At 41.8% G+C, this 19761-nt stretch carries 22 protein-coding genes; 21 read left to right on the top strand and 1 reads right to left on the bottom strand.

The window, feature by feature from the left end; all coding sequences use genetic code 11:
* Nucleotides 1-24: 24 nt before the first annotated feature.
* The 17 genes from flhB (at nucleotide 25) to ACEW8F_RS00680 (ending at nucleotide 16758) form a co-directional block, all read left to right on the top strand.
* Entirely contained in the window at nucleotides 25-1092 is a 1068-nt protein-coding gene (flhB, locus tag ACEW8F_RS00760; protein ID WP_373481563.1) for a flagellar biosynthesis protein FlhB, read from the top strand.
* On the top strand, nucleotides 1089-3149 hold the full coding sequence (gene flhA, locus ACEW8F_RS00755; RefSeq protein ID WP_373481562.1) for a flagellar biosynthesis protein FlhA: 2061 nt from the start codon (nucleotides 1089-1091) through the stop codon (nucleotides 3147-3149). The genes flhB and flhA overlap by 4 nt, the downstream gene beginning before the upstream one ends.
* Before the next feature lie 36 nt (nucleotides 3150-3185).
* Entirely contained in the window at nucleotides 3186-4010 is an 825-nt protein-coding gene (locus ACEW8F_RS00750) for a sigma-70 family RNA polymerase sigma factor (RefSeq protein WP_373481561.1), read from the top strand.
* 32 nt (nucleotides 4011-4042) lie between these two features.
* Nucleotides 4043-4804, top strand: a complete 762-nt coding sequence (locus ACEW8F_RS00745) for a flagellar hook-basal body protein (RefSeq protein ID WP_373481560.1) — start codon at nucleotides 4043-4045, stop codon at nucleotides 4802-4804.
* A 69-nt stretch (nucleotides 4805-4873) separates the two neighbouring features.
* A complete protein-coding gene (locus tag ACEW8F_RS00740; protein WP_373481559.1) occupies nucleotides 4874-5575 on the top strand; it encodes a flagellar hook-basal body protein in 702 nt (233 codons plus the stop codon).
* Nucleotides 5576-5628: 53 nt separating this feature from the next.
* Complete coding sequence (locus ACEW8F_RS00735; protein ID WP_373481558.1) at nucleotides 5629-7068, top strand: DUF342 domain-containing protein; 1440 nt, start codon at nucleotides 5629-5631, stop codon at nucleotides 7066-7068.
* A gap of 38 nt (nucleotides 7069-7106) precedes the next feature.
* Nucleotides 7107-7724, top strand: a complete 618-nt coding sequence (locus ACEW8F_RS00730) for a chemotaxis protein CheC (RefSeq protein ID WP_373481557.1) — start codon at nucleotides 7107-7109, stop codon at nucleotides 7722-7724.
* Nucleotides 7721-8209 carry a chemotaxis protein CheD gene (locus ACEW8F_RS00725; protein WP_373481556.1) on the top strand — a complete coding sequence of 163 codons (489 nt, stop codon included), beginning with the start codon at nucleotides 7721-7723 and terminating at the stop codon, nucleotides 8207-8209. Before ACEW8F_RS00730 ends, ACEW8F_RS00725 begins: the two co-directional genes overlap by 4 nt.
* A gap of 241 nt (nucleotides 8210-8450) precedes the next feature.
* The gene (locus ACEW8F_RS00720; RefSeq protein ID WP_373481555.1) at nucleotides 8451-8954 is read left to right on the top strand and encodes a chemotaxis protein CheW; all 504 of its coding nucleotides are present in this window, start codon (nucleotides 8451-8453) and stop codon (nucleotides 8952-8954) included.
* Nucleotides 8955-8968: 14 nt separating this feature from the next.
* On the top strand, nucleotides 8969-10000 hold the full coding sequence (locus tag ACEW8F_RS00715) for a chemotaxis response regulator protein-glutamate methylesterase (protein WP_373481626.1): 1032 nt from the start codon (nucleotides 8969-8971) through the stop codon (nucleotides 9998-10000).
* 217 nt (nucleotides 10001-10217) lie between these two features.
* The gene (locus tag ACEW8F_RS00710) at nucleotides 10218-10523 is read left to right on the top strand and encodes a flagellar biosynthesis anti-sigma factor FlgM (protein WP_186893645.1); all 306 of its coding nucleotides are present in this window, start codon (nucleotides 10218-10220) and stop codon (nucleotides 10521-10523) included.
* A gap of 48 nt (nucleotides 10524-10571) precedes the next feature.
* Complete coding sequence (gene flgN / locus ACEW8F_RS00705) at nucleotides 10572-11069, top strand: flagellar export chaperone FlgN (RefSeq protein WP_373481554.1); 498 nt, start codon at nucleotides 10572-10574, stop codon at nucleotides 11067-11069.
* Between the two features lie 88 nt (nucleotides 11070-11157).
* Nucleotides 11158-12732, top strand: coding sequence for a flagellar hook-associated protein FlgK (gene flgK / locus ACEW8F_RS00700; RefSeq protein WP_373481553.1), 1575 nt, complete (start codon nucleotides 11158-11160; stop codon nucleotides 12730-12732).
* 46 nt (nucleotides 12733-12778) lie between these two features.
* The gene (locus tag ACEW8F_RS00695; RefSeq protein ID WP_373481552.1) at nucleotides 12779-13804 is read left to right on the top strand and encodes a hypothetical protein; all 1026 of its coding nucleotides are present in this window, start codon (nucleotides 12779-12781) and stop codon (nucleotides 13802-13804) included.
* A gap of 41 nt (nucleotides 13805-13845) precedes the next feature.
* Complete coding sequence (locus ACEW8F_RS00690) at nucleotides 13846-14454, top strand: hypothetical protein (protein WP_373481551.1); 609 nt, start codon at nucleotides 13846-13848, stop codon at nucleotides 14452-14454.
* 406 nt (nucleotides 14455-14860) lie between these two features.
* Nucleotides 14861-16216 carry a flagellin gene (locus tag ACEW8F_RS00685; RefSeq protein ID WP_373481550.1) on the top strand — a complete coding sequence of 452 codons (1356 nt, stop codon included), beginning with the start codon at nucleotides 14861-14863 and terminating at the stop codon, nucleotides 16214-16216.
* Nucleotides 16217-16509: 293 nt separating this feature from the next.
* Complete coding sequence (locus ACEW8F_RS00680; protein WP_373481549.1) at nucleotides 16510-16758, top strand: transposase; 249 nt, start codon at nucleotides 16510-16512, stop codon at nucleotides 16756-16758.
* A 338-nt stretch (nucleotides 16759-17096) separates the two neighbouring features.
* On the opposite strand, the gene ACEW8F_RS00675 is transcribed toward ACEW8F_RS00680, so the two are convergent.
* Nucleotides 17097-17279 (bottom strand): hypothetical protein, encoded by a 183-nt coding sequence (locus ACEW8F_RS00675; RefSeq protein ID WP_373481548.1) that lies wholly within the window; start codon nucleotides 17277-17279, stop codon nucleotides 17097-17099.
* Between the two features lie 236 nt (nucleotides 17280-17515).
* Here ACEW8F_RS00675 and ACEW8F_RS00670 point away from each other — a divergent pair, with 236 nt between their 5' ends.
* The 4 genes from ACEW8F_RS00670 to ACEW8F_RS00655 all read left to right on the top strand — a co-directional run bounded on the left by ACEW8F_RS00670 (nucleotide 17516) and on the right by ACEW8F_RS00655 (nucleotide 19710).
* Nucleotides 17516-17806, top strand: coding sequence for a type II toxin-antitoxin system Phd/YefM family antitoxin (locus ACEW8F_RS00670; protein ID WP_373481547.1), 291 nt, complete (start codon nucleotides 17516-17518; stop codon nucleotides 17804-17806).
* Nucleotides 17781-18101 carry a type II toxin-antitoxin system RelE/ParE family toxin gene (locus tag ACEW8F_RS00665; protein WP_373481546.1) on the top strand — a complete coding sequence of 107 codons (321 nt, stop codon included), beginning with the start codon at nucleotides 17781-17783 and terminating at the stop codon, nucleotides 18099-18101. The genes ACEW8F_RS00670 and ACEW8F_RS00665 overlap by 26 nt, the downstream gene beginning before the upstream one ends.
* A gap of 243 nt (nucleotides 18102-18344) precedes the next feature.
* The gene (locus ACEW8F_RS00660) at nucleotides 18345-18950 is read left to right on the top strand and encodes a hypothetical protein (protein WP_373481545.1); all 606 of its coding nucleotides are present in this window, start codon (nucleotides 18345-18347) and stop codon (nucleotides 18948-18950) included.
* A 28-nt stretch (nucleotides 18951-18978) separates the two neighbouring features.
* The gene (locus tag ACEW8F_RS00655) at nucleotides 18979-19710 is read left to right on the top strand and encodes a hypothetical protein (RefSeq protein WP_373481544.1); all 732 of its coding nucleotides are present in this window, start codon (nucleotides 18979-18981) and stop codon (nucleotides 19708-19710) included.
* Nucleotides 19711-19761 lie beyond the last annotated feature (51 nt).

Here is a 19761-nt window from a genome sequence, read left to right as displayed (position 1 = left end):
CACAGATAATAATCGGAGAAAAGAATGGCAGGATCAGAAAAAACCGAAAAAGCAACCCCGAAAAAGAGAAAAGATGAGCGAAAAAAGGGTAACACCTTTCAAAGCAAAGATGTGGTCAGTGTTGTTCTTCTCTTTGTGGCATTTTTCGTTTTAAACTTGCTGGTGCCCTTTATTTATCAGCAGATTAAAAATATTTATATTGCCCAAATGAAAAAAATCGTAACTCTGGATACCCTCACCGTTTCAAGTGTCAATCAGCTTTTTAGAGAAGCCGCAATCGTTTTTTTTATTTCGGTGCTGCCGGTGGCGGTGGTTATAATGATTGTAGCCATTGTGATGTCAGGTGTGCAGACGGGATTTTTGGTAACAGGGGACGCATTAAAACCTAAGTTTAATCGGATTAACCCTTTTACCGGGATCAAAAGAATGATTTCATTGCGGTCGCTGGTTGAACTGCTTAAATCCATCGCTAAAGTGGCATTAATTATCGGGGTTATCTATTCCGTTATTATGAGTATTATTCCCATGACTCCCGATATGTTAAACACCAGGCTTGATGAAAATGTGATGTTTATTAGTGACCAGACCATGTCAATGGTCCAAACCGTTGCAATGATTTTTGCGGTAGTCGCCATTCTGGATTATGCCTATCAACGCTATGATTATGAAAAAAAACTAAAAATGACCAAACAGGAAGTCAAAGACGAATATAAACAAACCGAAGGAAATCCCGAAATCAAAGGGAAGATCCGGCAAAAACAACGGGAAATGAGTATGAGCCGAATGATGCAGATGGTTCCTCAGGCCGATGTTATTGTCAGAAACCCGACCCATTATGCGGTGGCGCTAAAATACGATGCCGATCATGACGTTGCCCCGCTGGTATTGGCAAAGGGGAAAGACCACATTGCTCTGCGAATCGTCAAAGTGGGGGAAGAAAACAAAATTCTCGTCAAGGAAAATAAAGTTCTGGCCCGTGGTTTGTATGAATCCGTCGAGATTAATGATTATATCCCGGCAGAACTCTACAAAGCGGTGGCAGAATTAATGGCATGGGTTTATAGTACTAAGAAGAAGGAAAATGTCAAATGAAAATCATTCAGAATTTAGTTGTTGTATTTGTAGTTCTGACAATCGCTCTTATTATTATACCATTACCGCCATTTATTCTCGATTTTATGTTTATTTTAAACATTGCCATATCACTGATTATTCTCTTAACCACCATGTATATCAAAGGGCCCCTGGATTTTTCCATCTTTCCATCGTTGCTCTTGATTACCACTCTTTTGCGGCTGGCCCTTAATATTTCCTCAACCCGGCTGATTCTATCAAACGGCGGGGAAGCCGGTGCGGTGATTGAGACCTTTGGTTCCTTTGTACTGGGCGGTAATGCCATTGTCGGGTTCGTGGTATTCATTATCATCGTTATTGTGCAATTTATTGTTATTACCAAGGGTGCTGAGCGAATTTCCGAAGTATCAGCCCGATTCACCCTGGATGCGATGCCTGGAAAGCAGATGTCCATTGATGCCGATTTGAGCTCCGGAGCGATCACCGATACCGAAGCCAAGGAAAGACGGCAGAAAATCCAGACCGAAGCCGAATTCTACGGTTCCATGGATGGAGCCACCAAGCTGGTCAAAGGCGATGCGGTGGCATCGATGATCATTGCGGTGATCAATCTCGTTGGCGGGATGATCATCGGGATGTTACAGGGCGGGATGCCCCTGGAAGAAGTGGTTTCAGTTTATACCATTGCCACCGTTGGGGATGGTCTGGTCAGCCAGGTGCCAGGGCTGATGATTTCCGTGGCAACCGCCATGATTGTGACCCGGGCGGCCTCAGAAAACAACCTGAATGTCGATGTCAAAAATCAATTCTTGTCCCAACCCCAGGTATTGGTCATCGCCGGGATTGGTATTTCGGCCATGGCTCTTATTCCCGGCGCGCCAGCATTACAGATCTTAACCCTGGCGATCATGCTCAGCGGATTTGGTTTATTGATCATTCGCCGGTCCAATGTTAAGGTGGTAGTGGATGAAGTCGAGCAGATGACGCAGCTGATCCAGGAAGAAAGCAGTGAGGTTGATTTTTACCGGAACATTGATAATGTTTATAACATCATCGGGGTGGAACCCATCGAAATGGAATTTGGTTACTCCCTCTTACCGATGGTAGATGAAGGAAGCTCCGGTAATTTTATTGATCGCATCGTCATTTTCAGAAAACAATTTGCCATGGATATGGGAGTAGTGATCCCCACCGTTCGGTTAAGAGATAATGGGCTGATCAATCCCAACCAGTATATTATCAAAATTAAAGGCGAAGAAATTGCCAAAGGCGAAGTCCTGGTGGGCTATTATCTGGCCCTGGATCCATCCAACACCAGCGAACCCATCGACGGTATCGAAACCATTGAGCCGGCTTATGGGATCAAAGGGAAATGGATTACCGAAAATGAAAAGGAACTGGCTGAGGTTTACGGCTACACCGTTATTGATGCCCTTTCTGTCATTGTGACCCACATGTCCGAAGTCATTAAAAAGCATATGCACGAACTGTTAAGCCGGCAGGATATCAACACCTTGCTGGAAAACGTCTCAAAATCCAATCCGGCCATTGTTGATGATGTGATTCCCAATATTATCTCCATTGCTGATTTCCAGAAAATACTGATAAATCTTTTAAATGAGGGGATTCCCATCCGAGATTTGGAAAGTATCCTGGAAACCCTGGGCGATCATGGCACCAGCATTAAAGACACCGACATGCTCACCGAGTACGTCAGACAGAAACTCAAACGAACCATCACCAGAAAATACACCGATGGCAACAGCATCAAGGTCATTGCCCTGGATCAGGAAATTGAGAATATCATCCTCAATTCGGCTAAGAAAAATGAGCATGGCACCTATCTTGCTATTGATCCCCAGGTGGTTCAGACCATTGTTGAAAAGGTCACTGAGCAAATCGAAAAGCTGAAAGAAATCATCGATCATTCGATTATTCTCACCTCCCCAATTGTGCGTATATATTTTAAGCGATTAATTGAACAATTTATGGCAGATTTAACCGTCCTTTCCTTTAATGAAATAGATACAAATATTCAGATTCAAGTTATCGGAATGATAAAGTTGGAAAATTAATCAACGCAAATCCTTTAAAGAATAAGGAGTGTCAGAATGAATGTTGCAGAAATAAATAGCGAAGAAATCAAATTGAAAGAAAACCCAGAGGAACAAATCATAGTCGAACAGATTGTCGATGAGAAGGCCATGGAACTCTGGCAATTATATAAAGAACAGCGAACCACCGACAATCGAAACGAAATTGTCCTGTATTATACTGGTCTGGTTAAGAAAATTGTTTTAAGGTTCAAGGGCAGTTATAACAATTTTGGACAACTGGACGATATGGTCAACCAGGGGATGATTGTTTTGATTGATGCGGTGGAGAAATTTAACCCGGATATGGGTAATAAATTTGAAACCTTTGCCACCTTGAAAATCAGAGGGGCGGTCATCGATTTTATGCGCAAGCAGGATTGGGTTCCCCGGAGTCAGCGCAGCCTTTCAAAGGTTCTGGAAGAAACCTACGGCGAACTATACGCATCCTTAGAAAGAGAGCCCTCCGAAGCAGAAATCGCCGCAAAAATGGGAATATCTGAGGCAAATCTGCAGAAGATCCTGCAGCAGCGGCATAACTCCATTGTCTTATCCTATGAAGAAGCCATTAATGAAAAAATGATGGAAGTCTCACCGTTGATTACCGAAGAAAAATCTGACGATTCGCCGGAATCGCGAATGCTTTTTAACGAATTGAAAGAGAAACTGGGGGAAGCCATTGACCAGTTAAAAGAAAAAGAGCGGCTGGTGGTGTCTCTGTATTATTATGAAAACCTGAAACTAAAAGAAATTGCTGAGGTTCTGGGTGTGACGGAGTCAAGAGTATCCCAGATTCATTCTCAGGCGATGATAAAAATGAGAAATCGCCTAAAGAATTATTGATTAAAGAATTATAAAAAAGAGGAGGCACGACAATGGACAGAGGATCTTACGCAGCGGCAGCCGGAATGTTGTCAGGACAAAAAGCCATCAATGTATTGGCCCAAAATGTGGCCAATGTCACCACCGCAGGCTACAAGAGTCAGTCCACGGTGCAGTCAAGTTTCGCCGAATATATGGCATCAAGAATGAGTACCAACCCCAGAATCGCCGAGGCTGATATCGGTCCGGGAGCGTATATAACGGTTAATGATGAACAATTCACTGATTTTACCCAGGGGATTTTTGAAACGACCAACCGCAGCGTGGATATGGCCATTCAAGGACAGGGATTCTTTGTGATCCAGAATGCCAATTTTGGTCAGGTACTAACCCGCAACGGTCAATTTGAACTGGATCAGCAGGGCTTTTTAACCTTGCCGGGGGTTGGTCAGGTTTTAAGCAGTGCCGGACAACCGATTCAACTGGCCGGCAGTGACTTTATCGTCAATCCTAGCGGGGCCATCATCCAAAACGGCGCAGAGGTGGCCAGGCTAAATATTTCCACCGTGGCCAACGGAGCCGAACTGACCCAGGTCGGAGAAGGCTATTTTCAAGCCGCCAACGGTTTTCAGCCAGCCCAGGCCGGTGCTTTTAGTGTCTTACAGGAAACCATTGAGAAATCCAACGTCGATATGGGTGAAGAAATGAGCGACATGATCGCCCGGCAGAACAATTTTACCTCATGTACCCAGATGCTGAAAATCTTTGATAAGATCAGTGAAATTGCATCGAACACCATCGGACGAGTCGGTTAAAAAAATATAATTCAGGCAAGCCATCACCATTTTACGGCCTGAGAACGAGATAACAGGAGGAGCATTACTATGATAAGAGGATTTTACGCTTCAAAACTCGGCATGATCGCACAACAAAATAGCCTTAATACCATTGCCAACAATGTCGCCAATATTAACACCATTGGTTTCAAACCCCAGGTTACCGCCTTTTCATCGTTGCTATACGAAAATATTGACGGCGGTGGCGGAACTGCAATCAGCACCGGCCACGGTGCCAAGGTCCAAAAAATCGGCATCGATTTTACCCAGGGATTTCTCCAGCCAACCGGACGAGCCATGGATTGTGCCATTGAAGGAGCTGGCTTCTTTGCCATTCAAAATAAAGAAACCAATACCACCACCTATACCAGAGATGGGGTGTTTCATATCAGCGTCGAAGGGAATCAGAATTTCCTGGTTGATGCCAGAGGTAATTATGTGTTGGGCCAGGACAACAATCCGCTCAATATTACCGCTGGTTTTGATGCCGATAATCTGGGCGTTTTTTCTTTTGCTAATCCCTATGGGCTGACCTTACTGGGCAGCAACCAATTCGCCGTATCCGATTTATCGGGACAGCCAGTGGCTGACAATGTCAGCATTCTGAGAACCGGTTATCTGGAATCATCAGCCACCGATTCGGCCACTGAAATGGTAAAAATGCTGGAAGCCAACCGAGCCTTTTCATTTAACTCCAGAATTGTTCAATCGACGGATGAAATGGAAAAGACGGTCAACCAGCTGAGATAGATATCATTTAGAGTATTGTATTAAGCATATGTTTATGGAAAAGGGGATGGATTATGAGTGAGGAGAATGCCAAAACAGAAGCTCTAGCCTTGATTGAAGTCAGTATCAGCGATGATAAAAAGCAAGGCTTTATTAAACTGGGGAAACAGGAAGAAGGCAGCACTGTCTTTACAAAGGAAGAGCTGCTTGCCGCATTGAAGGCTGAACAAATCGAATCGGGTATCATCGATAGTGCCATTGAAAAACTGGCCCAGCGGCCCATTTTTAATATCCGGATAAAAGTAGCCGAAGTCATAGAACCCATCGACGGCCAGGATGGGGTGGTTAATCTGCTGGTTAAAAAAGATGCCGACTATAAACCCGAATACAGCGAAGATGAGACGGTAGACTATAAAAACCTTGATTATTTTCAGATGGTAAAAAAAGGTCAGGTTCTATGTGAAATCACCAAAGAGACAGTGGGAATCGACGGGAAAGACCTTTACGGACAAGTGATTCCCGCCCACAAAGGCCGGAAACCCCAGGTTCCAGCCGGGAAAAACACCAGTCTGACTGAGGATGAGTCAAAGCTGATTGCCGACTGCGACGGCATTATCAAATTTGTCAACACCATCAATATTGATGAAATGATGCATGTTCGCAAGAATATTGATTTTTCAACTGGCAATATTAATTTTCCCGGGGATGTCACCATTGACGGCGACGTCAGCAGCGGCTTTTCCGTTAAAGCCGGCGGAAACCTGATTATCAAAGGCGTTGTTGAAGATGCCAAAATCGAAGCAGTCGGAAATGTGGCCATTGCCAAAGGGATTTATGGTGGTAATACGGGAAATGTTATCGTCGGCAAAGATCTGCGCTGCAATTATATTGAAAATGCCATTTTACACGTGGACGGTGATATCACTGTAGACTATATCATCGATGGGAAAATTACCTGCAATGGCAATATTTACCTTTCCGGCAGCAAGGAACTGATTGTCGGTGGCGAAATTCAACTGTTAGGCGAGCTGGTGGCCAGAGATATCGGCAATGAACGGGAATATCCCACTATTATCCGCATTCTGGGGAAAAAAACGATAGATCAGGCCGAAATTGACAGACTCAGAATCAAAGAAGCTGAAACCCGGCAGCAACTGCAAGAGACCAATGAAAAAGAAGTCCAGATCAATGGACTGTTACTGGCTCAGGAAAAAAAAGATATGCTCAGTCGTAATCATAATAGCCCGGCCATGGAACAGATTGGCATGCTGAAAAAACAAATCGACCGGCAGGTTTTACTTTATAAAAAAGAAATCGAAGAAATTGAAAAAGCCATTGCCTATGTGGAAAAGAAGGCCAGTATCAGCTATTATGGATCAGTTTCAGTAAAACGAAAACTTTATCGGGGCACCCGGATCTATTTTGGCGAAATGCCCTTTTCATTCGAGTACGACTGCCTGGAGCATTGCAAAATATACTGGGATAATGATGATATCGTCAACGGTATGATGTAATAAATGTGGAAATAGATTAATTAGAAAGAGGTAAAAATTTGTTCGAGAATTACGATGAACTGAATGAAATGCAAATTGATATGCTCCGGGAAATCGGGAATATCGGAGCCGGTAATGCCGCTACAGCCTTAGCCACCATCCTGGATGAAAAAGTGGATATGAGTGTTCCCAGTGTGCGGATCACCGGTTTTGATGAGGCCGTCGAAAATCTGGGCGGGGCTGAAACCATGACGGTAGCGGTGCTGGTAAATTTCAGCGGTGATGCCCACGGGATGATTATGTTTTTACTTAATGTGGAAGATGCCAAAAGCATTATGGACATTTTGGTGGGCGAAGATGACGGCGGTGATGGACTGAGCGAAATGAAAATTTCGGGAATCAAAGAAATCGGTAATATCCTCGCATCGTCCTATGTCAATGCCATTTCGGCGCTAACCGGACTGACCATTGAAGTATCGGTGCCCTACGTGGCCATTGATATGGTTGGTGCCTTGATGAGTGTGCCAATTATCGAGTTTGGCGCAATTGGTGACAAATTGATGTTTATTGAAGAAAATTTCCTTGGCGAAACCAACGATTTAAAGAGCAACATGATCATGTTCGCCGAAATCAATACCTTAAAAATAATTATGCAAAAATTAGGACTGGAAATATGAGTCAATCAATTGTAATTGGGATATCAGATTATAAATTAGCCAAGGGCCCGGAGGTATTAGTCACCTATGCTTTGGGTTCCTGTGTGGGAGTATGCTTATACGACAAGGTTTCCAAGGTCGGGGGATTGTCGCATATTATGCTGCCGGACAGTACTAATTTTTCAAACAAAGATATTAATCGAAAAAAATTTGCCGATACCGCCATCGTTGATTTAGTCGATGAAATGAAACGAGCCGGGTGTGGCAATAACCGCATCGTCGCAAAAATTGCCGGCGGCGCCCAGATGTTTGAGGTTCAGCCCGGCAGTAAACTGGGAGCCATCGGTGAACGAAATATTATCTGTGTCAAACAGGTACTGAATCAGCTGCGCATTCCGATTCTGGCTGAAGATACCGGACTCAATTTTGGACGAACCCAATATTTTGATCTGGAAACAGGCATCATGAAGATTCAGTCCCTTAATCGCAGAATTGAGGAATTCTAGTTACCGGCTGGTATCGGGAATTGGACATTGACCAATAAAAAAATATGTCCGTCGCTGAGCATTTCATGCCCAGCTTTTTTCGTATAAAACGGCATGAAGGTTTAAATATTAATAATCAGGGTAAAAAAAGAACAAGAAATTTGTCAACGAGATGAATAAATTAGGGTATACCTTTTTAAACGTTTCAAGTATAATGGTTACAACGAAAACTTTAAAAAATTATTTAAAGAGGAGATTTATAATGGCAGAGAATGTTGTAGATAATTACAATCTGGAAGAAGATACCCAGCACGGTAGATTTCTAACCTTTTCATTAGAGGAGGAAGTATTTGGCATTGAAATAAAGTATGTTACTGAAATCATTGGAATGCAATCAATTACCAAAGTCCCGGAAGTACCAACCTACATCAAAGGGATCATTAATCTTCGCGGAAAAATTATTCCCGTTCTTGATGTCAGACTGCAGTTTGGCAAAGAACCTGTCGATTATAACGATCGCACCTGTATCGTGGTCATTGACATTGAAGCAGTTTCGGTTGGGTTGATTGTTGACAATGTGGAAGAAGTGCTGACCATCGACGATGATGAAATTGCGCCGCCACCATCAAACAAAACCGGCTTCGAAAATCGCTTTATGAAAGGGATCGGAAAAGCAGGCGGCAAGGTTCAATTATTATTGGACTGTGAACGGTTACTAAAAAATGAAGAAATTGAAGTGATCGAAGAATTGCTTGAAGAAAAATAGCAGGAGGGTCCATGATGAGGCTTAAGCAAAGAATTAAGGTGCTGATCGTAGACGATTCCCTAGTCTTTCGAGAGTCTTTATCGAGAGAAATATCGAAAGATCCCGATATCGAAGTCGTCGGGACAGCAACAGACCCTTATATGGCCAGAGATTTGATTATCAAATTGAAGCCGGACGTATTAACTCTGGATGTTGAAATGCCAAAAATGAATGGCATTGAATTTTTAAAAAAACTGATGCCCCAATATCCCTTGCCGGTTATTGTGGTCAGTTCAGTTTCTAAAAATGTCCTGGATGCCCTGGATGCCGGCGCCGTGGAATTTGTCACCAAACCGAATGTCACGCGACCCGGAGGGATGGCCTCTTTTGTCAATGAATTGATTATCAAAATCAAAATTTCATCCACCGCCAAGGTTGGCAACCGCAAAAGCGATTTTGTTCCCAGTCATCCGGTTACCAGTCAGGGTATTGATACAACCAGTAAGATCATTGCCATCGGCGCGTCAACCGGCGGAACCGATGCCATCCATACGGTGATCTCCGGCTTACCCCGGGATATGCCGCCGATCATCGTTGTCCAGCATATGCCGCCAGTGTTCACCAAGCTTTATGCCGAGCGTTTGAATAACACCTGCGAGCTGGAAGTCAAAGAAGCCGAGGACGGCGATGCGCTAAGACCGGGCCGGGTTTTAATCGCCCCCGGCAGTTTTCAGATGCGGCTGGCTAAAAGAGGCACCGGCTACATTGTCAAATGTACCGAGGAAGAAAAAGTAAGTGGTCATTGTCCCTCGGTTGATGTTCTTTTCGACTCCGTGGCCACTGTGGCCGGCAAACAGTCCATCGGTGTCATCCTCACCGGCATGGGCCGTGACGGCGCTAACGGCCTGCTCAAGATGAAAAAAACCGGTGCCTACACCATCGGTCAGGACGAAAAATCCTCCGTCGTCTACGGCATGCCCATGGTCGCCTTCAACATCGGCGCCGTCGACAAACAACTCCCATTAGACCGCATCGCCGACGAAATCATCCGCTTCTTATCAAAATAACATACTTTCTACTTTAAATAATCCAGACATCATCCGCCGCAAATGATGCCTGGATTGTTTGCTTATCTACTTACTTAATCGATATTATTTTCTTTCTTTTGCTAAAGTTTTCTTATATAATGACGATATGTATATCAAGAGATAAAACTATCTTAATCATTCTTAAAAAATTATCATAAACATAGAAATTACGTATTATAAAAAAGGAGGTTTAGTCATGAAAATTTCATTAGGCAATAATCCCGTAGTCCAATCCAAAATCGGGCAGGACACTGCAACAGAATCAAGCCGTCGTGTTGACGCCGAAAAAAAGGGCATCAGTAAAAACAAACAAGACAGCAGTACCATCTCAAACAGCCGCAGTGCAACCTTTGAAGACAGTCGCGTTGCTACCGCCAAATCAGCTATTCTTTACGACGTCACCGTTAAAGATTCAAGTCGTTTAAGTGAATTAAAAGAAGCCGTTAAAAACGGAACCTACCACGTGCCAACCGAGGCTCTGGTTGATGCGCTCTTAAAATAGGAATAAAAATAAAAATCGAAGAATCGAAGAATCTCGAGGAGGTTTAATATGCTTGAAACAAATGAATATAAAGAAACGTTAGATAGTTTTTACAACTATCTTTTCGGGGTTATTAAGCTTCATCGAGATACCATCCCTAAACTAAAAGATGAGCTGATGCTGATTCAGAGCAACAGCGTCGATGAACTAAATGATAACCTCAATCACCAGCAGATCTTTCTCTATCAGATCAAGAATTTTGATCAGGATGTTGCTGCCTATATGGAAAAACTGAATGTCAGCGGAGCAAATCTCTCCGAGATTGTCAAGCAGTTTCCCGAAAATGAGCAAGTCCGATTTGAAAAACTGTTGGCCGAATTCAAGGAAACTGCCAAAGAAATTAAATTCTATAAAGATAAATGTCAGACTCTTCTCCAAACTAAACTGCACATGGTCAATAAAAATATTGCTCAATTTAAAGCAAAACAGGATAAAATGACATATGGCGAAGACGGAAAAAATGACAGCACTGTCAAGATTCCCTCAGCCTTTGAAAAGAGCATTTAGTAGATTTAGTTTAATGTAGGGGCGTTTATTAATCGCCAGGGGGGAGACCCTTACCCACAAATAGTGACTAGAGTAAAAGGAGAAAACAATGACTGCAACATTTTTAGCATATGGCGTTGCCAGCCGGGCCATGGAAGCCAGCCAGGCAAGCATTAATATAGTCGGAAATAATATTTCCAACGTCAATACCGAAGGTTATACCCGGCAACGGGTGGATATTGTTTCAGTGACTACTAGCGGCAAGACTGAAAAATTTGCCACACCAGTGATCTCAACTGGCATCGGGGCCAAAGCCGTCAGAACAACGCAGCTCAGAGATCCCTTTATCGACGCCCGATACCGTACCCAGAATGCCGAAGCCAACCGCTACGAAACCATGGTAAAAGGGCTTTCAAATCTGGAAGACGTTTTTGATGAAGCTTCAACCGAAGCCTTACAAGGAGAACTGTCCAGCTTTATTAACGACCTCCAGAGTTTGTCCCAGACACCAACCAGTTCGGACATCGCCCAGGTGGCCCGCTCTGCAGCGGAAAAAGTAACCCAGACCATTAATATGTATGCCATTCAGCTTGAAGAAGTTAGAATTGAGCAAACAGAAAATATGGAAGTCGTTGTCAACAGCGAATTCAATACCTATGTCAAAAACATTGCCAGCCTAAACAAACAAATCCAGAATGAAGAAATATACGGCAATACCCCAAATGAGCTTTATGACCAGCGAAATCTGCTGATTGATAAATTATCCGGTGTCGCCAATATCGAAGTGAGTATGGCGCCAGCCGATGTCATCACCGAAAACCTGTCCATTCCTCACTACAGCATCAAAATTAAAAATCAATCCGGCGGTGAAGATATCATGCTGGTTGATAATGGCAGATATTCCGAAATGAGTTTGGATACGTCAGATCCCTTAAATGTTCAGCTTAAAATTGTGGACACCACCGGCGTCGAAAGAAGCGACGTTAACAGCAATGTGCTGGATGGCTCCCTGCGGGGTTATATTAATCTGATCAACGGCAAAGGCAGCTTTGCCGATACGACAGTGGGAGAAAGCGATTCCAAGGGAATTTACTACTACGCCCGGAAAATGGATATTTTTGCCAATCAATTTGCCACCGAATTAAATGCCATTAATAGTAATATTACCGGTGCGACAACCGAACTACCATTGTTCACGGATGCCTCAGGTGCATCGACGGCCAACATCACCGCGAAAAATTTGCAGGTTTCCACGGCCTGGTTGAAGAACCCAACCTATATTAATACAACTAAAAATCCGGTCATCGATCCACCGCCGACAGCAGATTATACGGCGACTCCAGCCAGTTCAGACAACATTCTGCGGATGATCGAGAAAATGAGTGATAAGATTGATTTTAAAGACAGCTTAGGCAACACCATTCTAACCGGAACGTTTAACGAGTATATGACCAGTGCTGTCAGCGAGGTCGCTACAGATGTCGAATTGCATTCGAATTTTTTCAAGACTGCCACTAATGTATTTCAGACCATCTCCGACGCAAGAGATTCAGTAGCCGGTGTCTCTCTAAATGAAGAAGGCGTTAACCTGTCGGCCTATCAAAAAGTATATAACGCCGCCATGCGATATTTTAACATATTAGACGAGAATTTAGATAATATCATCAATAGAATGGGTGTTTAGGTTTGTGTTCCAGTTTAGAACACAAGCAGGAAGGAACGTGTAAAAAATGAGAATTACATATCGAATGATGACATCAAAATATTCAACCAATTTGAATAATATTTCATCAGATCTGGATAAACTAAATACCCAGGTAGCAACCGGTCGAAAATATGCCCGGACATCCGAAGATGTATCATCTGCGGTTAAGGGATACCAGATTAGGCGGAATCTTTCTAAATTAGAAGGTTATCAGGATAATATCCGGCATGCGGATGATTTTTTGACGAATTCAGAGTCGACCTTGGATCAAATCGAATCATCCCTAGCTGAGGCATCGGATAAAATTTTACAGGGAATGAACGGTACCCAAAGTGAAGGTGAGCGAAAAATAATCGCTTCCGAACTCCGTACGATTCAAAACCAGTTATTGGAAACCCTCAATACTAACACCTCAGGTATGTATCTTTTTGGGGGCAGCAGCAATGAAAAACCATTTGCAGTGGTGGGTGATAAACTCCAGTATAATGGCAGAAATTTAGACGATTTGAATGAAGGTACAGCTGCTGAAAAAGAATTGGTAGCCTCATTAAAACAGGATTCGTTGTATGTGGATATTGGGTTAGGCGTATCTTTTGAGACCAATGGTGAAGTTGATCGTAATACAGTCTTCAACTACTCTAAAGCAGGCATTAACTTTGTTGGCAACGGAACAAATACAAGCAAAATTCCGGGTGAAACAGTTTCGAATAACCTTTATGATCTGTTAGGCAGAATCGCGACTGAATTTGAGAAGTCAGATGAAGATTATTCTTTTGATAAAGCAGATAGCTTATATGGATTTTTTAAGGAAAATAGCCTCAAGACCAATCAGGCCACCACCGAAATTGGTGCCAAAACTCAATATTTGGAATTTATGACCAGCCGTTACGAAACCCAGAATTTCAATTTACAGGAGCGGCAAACAACGGTAGAAGGGGTTGACGCCGCCTATACCTATATCACTTTCCAGAGCCAGAAGGTCGCCTATCAGGCAGCCCTGCAAATGGGCCAGAGTGTCGTCCAGCAATCCGTGTTTGATTATATGTCTTAAAATTTGAACGAATAAATGTTTGAAAGGAGGAGAAAAAGGAAATGGAACAACTCATTACGATTGAAACAGTCCCTATAAAAATTGAATATGTTAAGAAGGAACCCCTTGATTTGTCTTCGGTTCATAACCAGAACGTTAAGAAAGACATTGCTGAGGGCGCTAATCGTGAACAAAGCAAGCCGATTCGGATTGCTCTGAATGATACCTTTGAACCCAGTACCGATTATCAGTGGGATAATTCAACCTATACGGCCACCGCCAAAGTTGGCAACGACGGCAAGCTGGAGCTGGAAGTGATCATGGAAGATGGTCGGGCCCAGCCCATCCATTTCAAACATCTTTCCCGAGGGATCGACGAAATGGCCAGTTTGATGACATCACCGGCAAACCAGGCCAAGACAGTTTCCGCCAGTATGATGATTCCTGTCGATACTGGTAACCTTCGTGGCAGTTCCCAGACAGCAAATGATGCAAATTTCCAATTAATCATGCCGGATATCGAATTAAAAATTACCCAACGCCCCCAGGTTATCATCAAATACGTCGGCGGACCCATTTATGTTCCCCGAAGTGCTGATCCCAACTATGAACCGGTATTTGGTTTTGAACCGGAAGGCGGAAGTGGTGTAAAATTAGATCAAAAAGCATAAAACAAAAGAGGACGATTTTTCTTGTAGGTTATCTCTATTAATAAAGGTAGGGTACAAGAAAAAACGTCCTCTTTTTTATATGAATACTTCAACGAATTAAGAAAATTATTCGAATGTAAAATATTTTTCAAAAAATGCTAAAGCCAAATAAGAAACGGTCGATAATAGAATCAACAGAGAATAAAAAAGGTGTTAAGCAGTATTTGAACAGGTTATTAAAAAAGTTCATAACGACCGCAAAAGATAAAAAAATCTAAAAATCTGCTAAAGTAAATAGCAGTGCAGTCGATATTAATAACAAGAGCGAATCAAGCTTAACAATTTGGCTGACCTAGCGTACGTAGGAAAGCCTCAACAATTCCCGAAGCCAGGGTCAAAGGCTAATAAAAAAACGGAGGAATCTAAAATGAGAATCAATCATAACATCACAGCATTAAATACCTATAACAAGTTAACGGCAAATCAGGCAACGACAGCCAAGTCTTTGGAAAAACTGTCATCAGGTCTTAAAATTAACCGCGCTGGCGATAATGCCGCTGGGTTGGCAATTTCAGAAAAAATGCGTGGTCAGATCCGAGGTCTTGATACTGCAACCAGTAATGCAAATGATGGCATTTCTTTAATCAAAACTGCTGAAGGTGGTTTAAATGAAACCCATTCTATATTACAGAGAATGAGAGAACTTTCTGTACAATCAGCCAATGATACCAATACCGATGACGACCGTGCTGAAATTCAAAAGGAAGTCGAACAGCTAAAATCAGAAATTACCCGAATTTCTACGGATACTGAATTCAATACAAAAAAATTGCTAAATGGGGACATGGGCAAAACTTATTCGGTAACAGCTAATACGGGTTTTAATCCGACAGATTTACAGATTACTGGTTCAGATATTACGACAGGTTCTTATACGTTAACAAAAACTGATGCAGGTACTGATACGACAACAATTAATACTAATACTGCAGCAGCAGGATTAGCAGCAGCAGATGTTACCGTGGCATCAGGCAGTAACTATGGTTCTTATACATTAAACGTTACAAATCTTAATGCTGGTACAGCAGATTTGGAACTTATTGGACCTGATGGGACAAGTACCAGAGTAACAGGGGTAGCAGATGATGATGCAACGGCCACAATTGGGGATGTGGAATTCGATTTCAGCACCAATAATATTTCAGCTAACGGTACTGTTCAATTCAATGTAACAGCGGCTGCAGTTCAGATTGATCTATCAGGTGCAAAAGCAAGTACATTGAGTGTTGCTTCGTATGCAGGTGAAACATTGAATGTTGGTGGATTTGAGTTTTCGATGAAAACCGGATCGGGCGCAGATACAAATGCAATTGCAATGAATGTGACAGATAAAGCTGTAAAATTCCAAATTGGTGCGAACGAAGACCAGAATACCTCATTGGCAATTAATGATATGAGTACAGCTGCATTGGGGCTTTCAAGTGTTGATTTAAGTACACAAGCAAATGCTAATAGTGCTATTACTACCATAGATGATGCAATTGTTAGAGTATCATCAGAACGTGCAAAACTTGGTGCTGTTCAAAATCGACTGGAACATACCATCAATAACTTGGGTACATCTTCTGAAAATACTGCTTCCGCTGAATCTCGAATCCGTGACGTTGACATGGCCAAAGAAATGATGGAATTCACCAAGAACAACATTCTTTCTCAAGCTGCTCAATCAATGCTGGCACAGGCTAATCAACAACCACAAGGCGTGCTTCAGTTATTACAATAATCATAATCAGTTACTCCAAAACCACCTTCGGGTGGTTTTTTTTTCGGTTCGCCTGTTCCGCCTGTAAGCGATTCAGTGTGTCCTGAAGGATTACTGATGGATTAAAGGATGAGTGCCTGACAGTGCGCCAAGATAAGGGAGTATCATATAGTGGGTGGGATTCCCACTGAGCAAGGTCTAGCAAACCACTCATAGTGGTGCTAGAATAAAAATAGTACAAATCGAAATGAGAAAATCCAAAATTAATAAAAACATGGTACGATAAAATAATTGTACTGAAGGAGTATCTCATTATGGCAAAACAACATGATAAACAATTCAAACTGGATGCAGTCCGGTACTATGAAGAACACAAGGAACTCGGTATGCGTGGCTGCGCTGAAAATCTCGGCATTGGTTGCAGCACACTGGGAAAATGGAGCAGGGAACTTCAAAACACCGGAAATATTGAAAGTCGTGGCTCAGGTAATTATGCATCCGATGAAAGTAAAGAAATCGCGCGATTAAAACGAAGGTTGATCGTGCCTGACACCATCTTATAAACATAATGATTTACAGAAGATAAGCAGTAGTGTATACTGTCACCAAGACAACATTAGCGTTTATTATCCATACAAATCAAATTAACCGAGAAGATGAACCGAGAAGATGAAAGGCTAAAAAAATTAAGAATATTAAACAAACCAAATTCTGAGCATGGCGAACAAATCATCAAGTGATGGTCAAAAAAACGAAACACAGAAACACATAGGAAAAAAGACCGGGTATCGGTCAGGATCTGGCAGCCTTGTAAATATTAACTAAGGGAATCGCCTGTGCAACTGTGATATCAAGGCCTACTGGGGCTCAGACGGCCGCACCCGACCCAACTTTTAAACTTTTATACTGCTTTGCTGCCACCGCCGCAAAAATTGCTCAGTAGCACTAATCCGGCATCCAGCCCCTGAGGAACGCCTTTAAAAACGCCGCCTGGCTGTTTTTTTCCTGTAACAGTATCCCCAAAAATATGGGCGAACGCAGCGAGGCCTTTTACCGGCGGCTGGTGATCATTCCCTTTGCCCACCCTAAACCACGGGAGCAGCGGAATCTCCATTTAAAGGATAAGCTGATCAAGGAGGCGCCGGGGATGCGGTTTTTCAGCTGAAATGTTCATTATATTGATGTTTTTCCAGGCTGTCAACTGGAGTAACTATTCATGTTTTGACAAGGTAATTTGGTGCTTTCAATTCTGAGACAATTTACCAGCATGAGTGATTGATCTAAAGGTAGAATCATCATATAATAATGACAGAATAATTAATGAAAGACAAGGGCGGAAAGATGATTATAAAATCTTCTACAGCATTAAGAAACGATTATGGAAAAATATCTACGCTTGCTCATGAAACGGACGAACCAATTTATATTACCAAAAATGGCGAAGGTGATATTGTCGTAATGAGTATCGAAGCTTTTGAAAAAAGAGAGCAAATATTAAAATTGCGTTCAAAGATTATGACTGCAGAATTATCACGAATAGCAGGAGAACAAACAATTACCTTAAGCGAAATGCGAAAAGCAATAGATGAAAAATTTGATGCCGCATTATAAAGTGGTATTACTTGCTCCGGCAAAAAAAGAGCTTGAGGAAATTGCAGAATATCATTTATTAGTGGTCGGTGTAAACTCAGCACGCAGAATTGTTGAAAATATTCTTGCGGCACTGGAACGACTTGAGGAATTCCCGTTATCCTGTCCACTTGCACCTGATGAAGAACTAAAAAGTCAAAATTATCGAATTCTGGTTTGCGATCAATATATCTGTTTTTATCGGCTGCTGGGTGAAACGGTGTTTGTTTACCATATCGCATCTTGGGCAATAGAATATTCGAAGCTGTTTAGGTAAGTAAAAGCATCAGAATGCCTGCCCCAAGGAGATGGGGGCAGACTAAGGTCCATCAAAAAACCGATCCCCCAATCATTCCCCTCAGCCAAATTCAGTAATGATACAAAATTGACTACCTAAGAGATTTGCAATTAATGAGTACAGCATTATGTATTTATCACGTTTACAGATAAGCATTGTTTGAAAGTATGTTTAAACGATTCATCGGTTTTCATGAACTAGAAAGCAAGAATGGAGTTTGTCATGATTATAAAAGTAAAAGAGCAGTTTATTACATGTGATAATAATATCGAGAAAATCACTGATTCAATTGACGAAATCTTGAATCGTGAAAACGAAATTGGCATTGACTTTATAGTCGATGGAATCACTATTAAAGAAGATTTGGGTATTTATCTGACTGAGCGACTAGCGGTGACAAAGGAAATTGAAGTGATCACACTAACAGTCCAGCAACTGGTACAAGATACGATTAATTCAGCCTTCACATATCTCAAAAATGGAACACCTCATATTCGCAGAATGGCCAGTGAGTTTGAAATGAAACCGTCTGCCATCACTTGGCAGTCCTTAAATGAGCTGTTTGAAGGTCTCTATTGGCTAATTGATAGTATGGAAAAAATGAATACCTTAAAAAGCCTGGAGATAATCGTTAATAATTATCCTGCCTGGAATCAGTATGCCCAGGTCACCTATAACCTGATCCCAATCATAAAAGAACTTGACACAGCTTTGAGAAACAAAAATAATCGTAGAATCAGTCGGATCTTAGCTAAAGAAATAGTGCCTGCTTTTGAGATAATGGCAAATATTTTGTATGGTTTAATATCATTCTCGGTGAAAATGTGAATTGGCTAGATGTTACTGAGGAGTTTAGATGAAAAAAAGTTTATATAGTAGGTTAAAAGAGCGCTTAAATATTACGGAAAACGGAATTGTCGGTTTTTGGGATCTTGTCACGAAAGTTCTTTCTTATGTTTCACTATTGGTAATTGTATTAGCAATAAAGAAAAGATGGAATGTATATAAAGGAAAAGAAGATAGGATTGATTCAATATATAGCCTGGTTGAGATATGGGTAATTGCACATGTTTTTCTGGCAATTCTTATTTCCGCGATTACCTTTTATTGTTTTACACCGGATAATTTGATTTTACTATATGTATTGTCAACTTACGGGAGTATAAGAGTTTTTGAGATAATTATTAAACAAATTCGGGTAATCATGTTTGATACAATTGGTGAAAAAGCGGTTGAACTTAAAAGTGCCAGAAGAAGTATCATTTTATTGCTCCATAATGTTGTTGAAATGATCTTCTGGTTTTCGGTATCATTAATGCTCGTTTGTTTATTGGAAGTGAATATGCTAGATGAATCTTTTATTCATTTGTCAGAAGTGTTTTATTGGAGTGATTTTATTAAATGCAGTACTTTGCAGTTTACAACATTTGGTGATAATTATACGGCAATAAGCGGATTAATTGGAAATCAAAATTTATTATTAATAAACATCACCTTTTGGGAAATACTGGTAGGTTTTATTATCATTGTTATTTCGTTAGCACGGTTTTTTAGTCTATTACCACCTGTGAAAACTCTGAACAGCTAGTGCCTGAGACACCACTATTAGTCTTTAGCAAAAAGTGGCGAAAAAGTGGCG

The organism is Acetobacterium sp., assembly GCF_041752335.1.
Taxonomy (GTDB): domain Bacteria; phylum Bacillota; class Clostridia; order Eubacteriales; family Eubacteriaceae; genus Acetobacterium.
This window is presented reverse-complemented; position numbering and strand designations above follow the sequence as displayed.

Excerpts from the sequence above, each read along its gene's own strand:
- flhB (WP_373481563.1), top strand. The coding sequence starts at position 25 with ATGGCAGGATCAGAAAAAACCGAAAAAGCAACCCCGAAAAAGAGAAAA.
- flhA (WP_373481562.1), top strand. The coding sequence starts at position 1,089 with ATGAAAATCATTCAGAATTTAGTTGTTGTATTTGTAGTTCTGACAATC.
- ACEW8F_RS00750 (WP_373481561.1), top strand. The coding sequence starts at position 3,186 with ATGAATGTTGCAGAAATAAATAGCGAAGAAATCAAATTGAAAGAAAAC.
- ACEW8F_RS00745 (WP_373481560.1), top strand. The coding sequence starts at position 4,043 with ATGGACAGAGGATCTTACGCAGCGGCAGCCGGAATGTTGTCAGGACAA.
- ACEW8F_RS00740 (WP_373481559.1), top strand. The coding sequence starts at position 4,874 with ATGATAAGAGGATTTTACGCTTCAAAACTCGGCATGATCGCACAACAA.
- ACEW8F_RS00735 (WP_373481558.1), top strand. The coding sequence starts at position 5,629 with ATGAGTGAGGAGAATGCCAAAACAGAAGCTCTAGCCTTGATTGAAGTC.
- ACEW8F_RS00725 (WP_373481556.1), top strand. The coding sequence starts at position 7,721 with ATGAGTCAATCAATTGTAATTGGGATATCAGATTATAAATTAGCCAAG.
- ACEW8F_RS00720 (WP_373481555.1), top strand. The coding sequence starts at position 8,451 with ATGGCAGAGAATGTTGTAGATAATTACAATCTGGAAGAAGATACCCAG.
- ACEW8F_RS00715 (WP_373481626.1), top strand. The coding sequence starts at position 8,969 with ATGAGGCTTAAGCAAAGAATTAAGGTGCTGATCGTAGACGATTCCCTA.
- ACEW8F_RS00710 (WP_186893645.1), top strand. The coding sequence starts at position 10,218 with ATGAAAATTTCATTAGGCAATAATCCCGTAGTCCAATCCAAAATCGGG.
- flgN (WP_373481554.1), top strand. The coding sequence starts at position 10,572 with ATGCTTGAAACAAATGAATATAAAGAAACGTTAGATAGTTTTTACAAC.
- flgK (WP_373481553.1), top strand. The coding sequence starts at position 11,158 with ATGACTGCAACATTTTTAGCATATGGCGTTGCCAGCCGGGCCATGGAA.
- ACEW8F_RS00695 (WP_373481552.1), top strand. The coding sequence starts at position 12,779 with ATGAGAATTACATATCGAATGATGACATCAAAATATTCAACCAATTTG.
- ACEW8F_RS00690 (WP_373481551.1), top strand. The coding sequence starts at position 13,846 with ATGGAACAACTCATTACGATTGAAACAGTCCCTATAAAAATTGAATAT.
- ACEW8F_RS00685 (WP_373481550.1), top strand. The coding sequence starts at position 14,861 with ATGAGAATCAATCATAACATCACAGCATTAAATACCTATAACAAGTTA.
- ACEW8F_RS00680 (WP_373481549.1), top strand. The coding sequence starts at position 16,510 with ATGGCAAAACAACATGATAAACAATTCAAACTGGATGCAGTCCGGTAC.
- ACEW8F_RS00670 (WP_373481547.1), top strand. The coding sequence starts at position 17,516 with ATGAAAGACAAGGGCGGAAAGATGATTATAAAATCTTCTACAGCATTA.
- ACEW8F_RS00665 (WP_373481546.1), top strand. The coding sequence starts at position 17,781 with ATGAAAAATTTGATGCCGCATTATAAAGTGGTATTACTTGCTCCGGCA.
- ACEW8F_RS00660 (WP_373481545.1), top strand. The coding sequence starts at position 18,345 with ATGATTATAAAAGTAAAAGAGCAGTTTATTACATGTGATAATAATATC.
- ACEW8F_RS00655 (WP_373481544.1), top strand. The coding sequence starts at position 18,979 with ATGAAAAAAAGTTTATATAGTAGGTTAAAAGAGCGCTTAAATATTACG.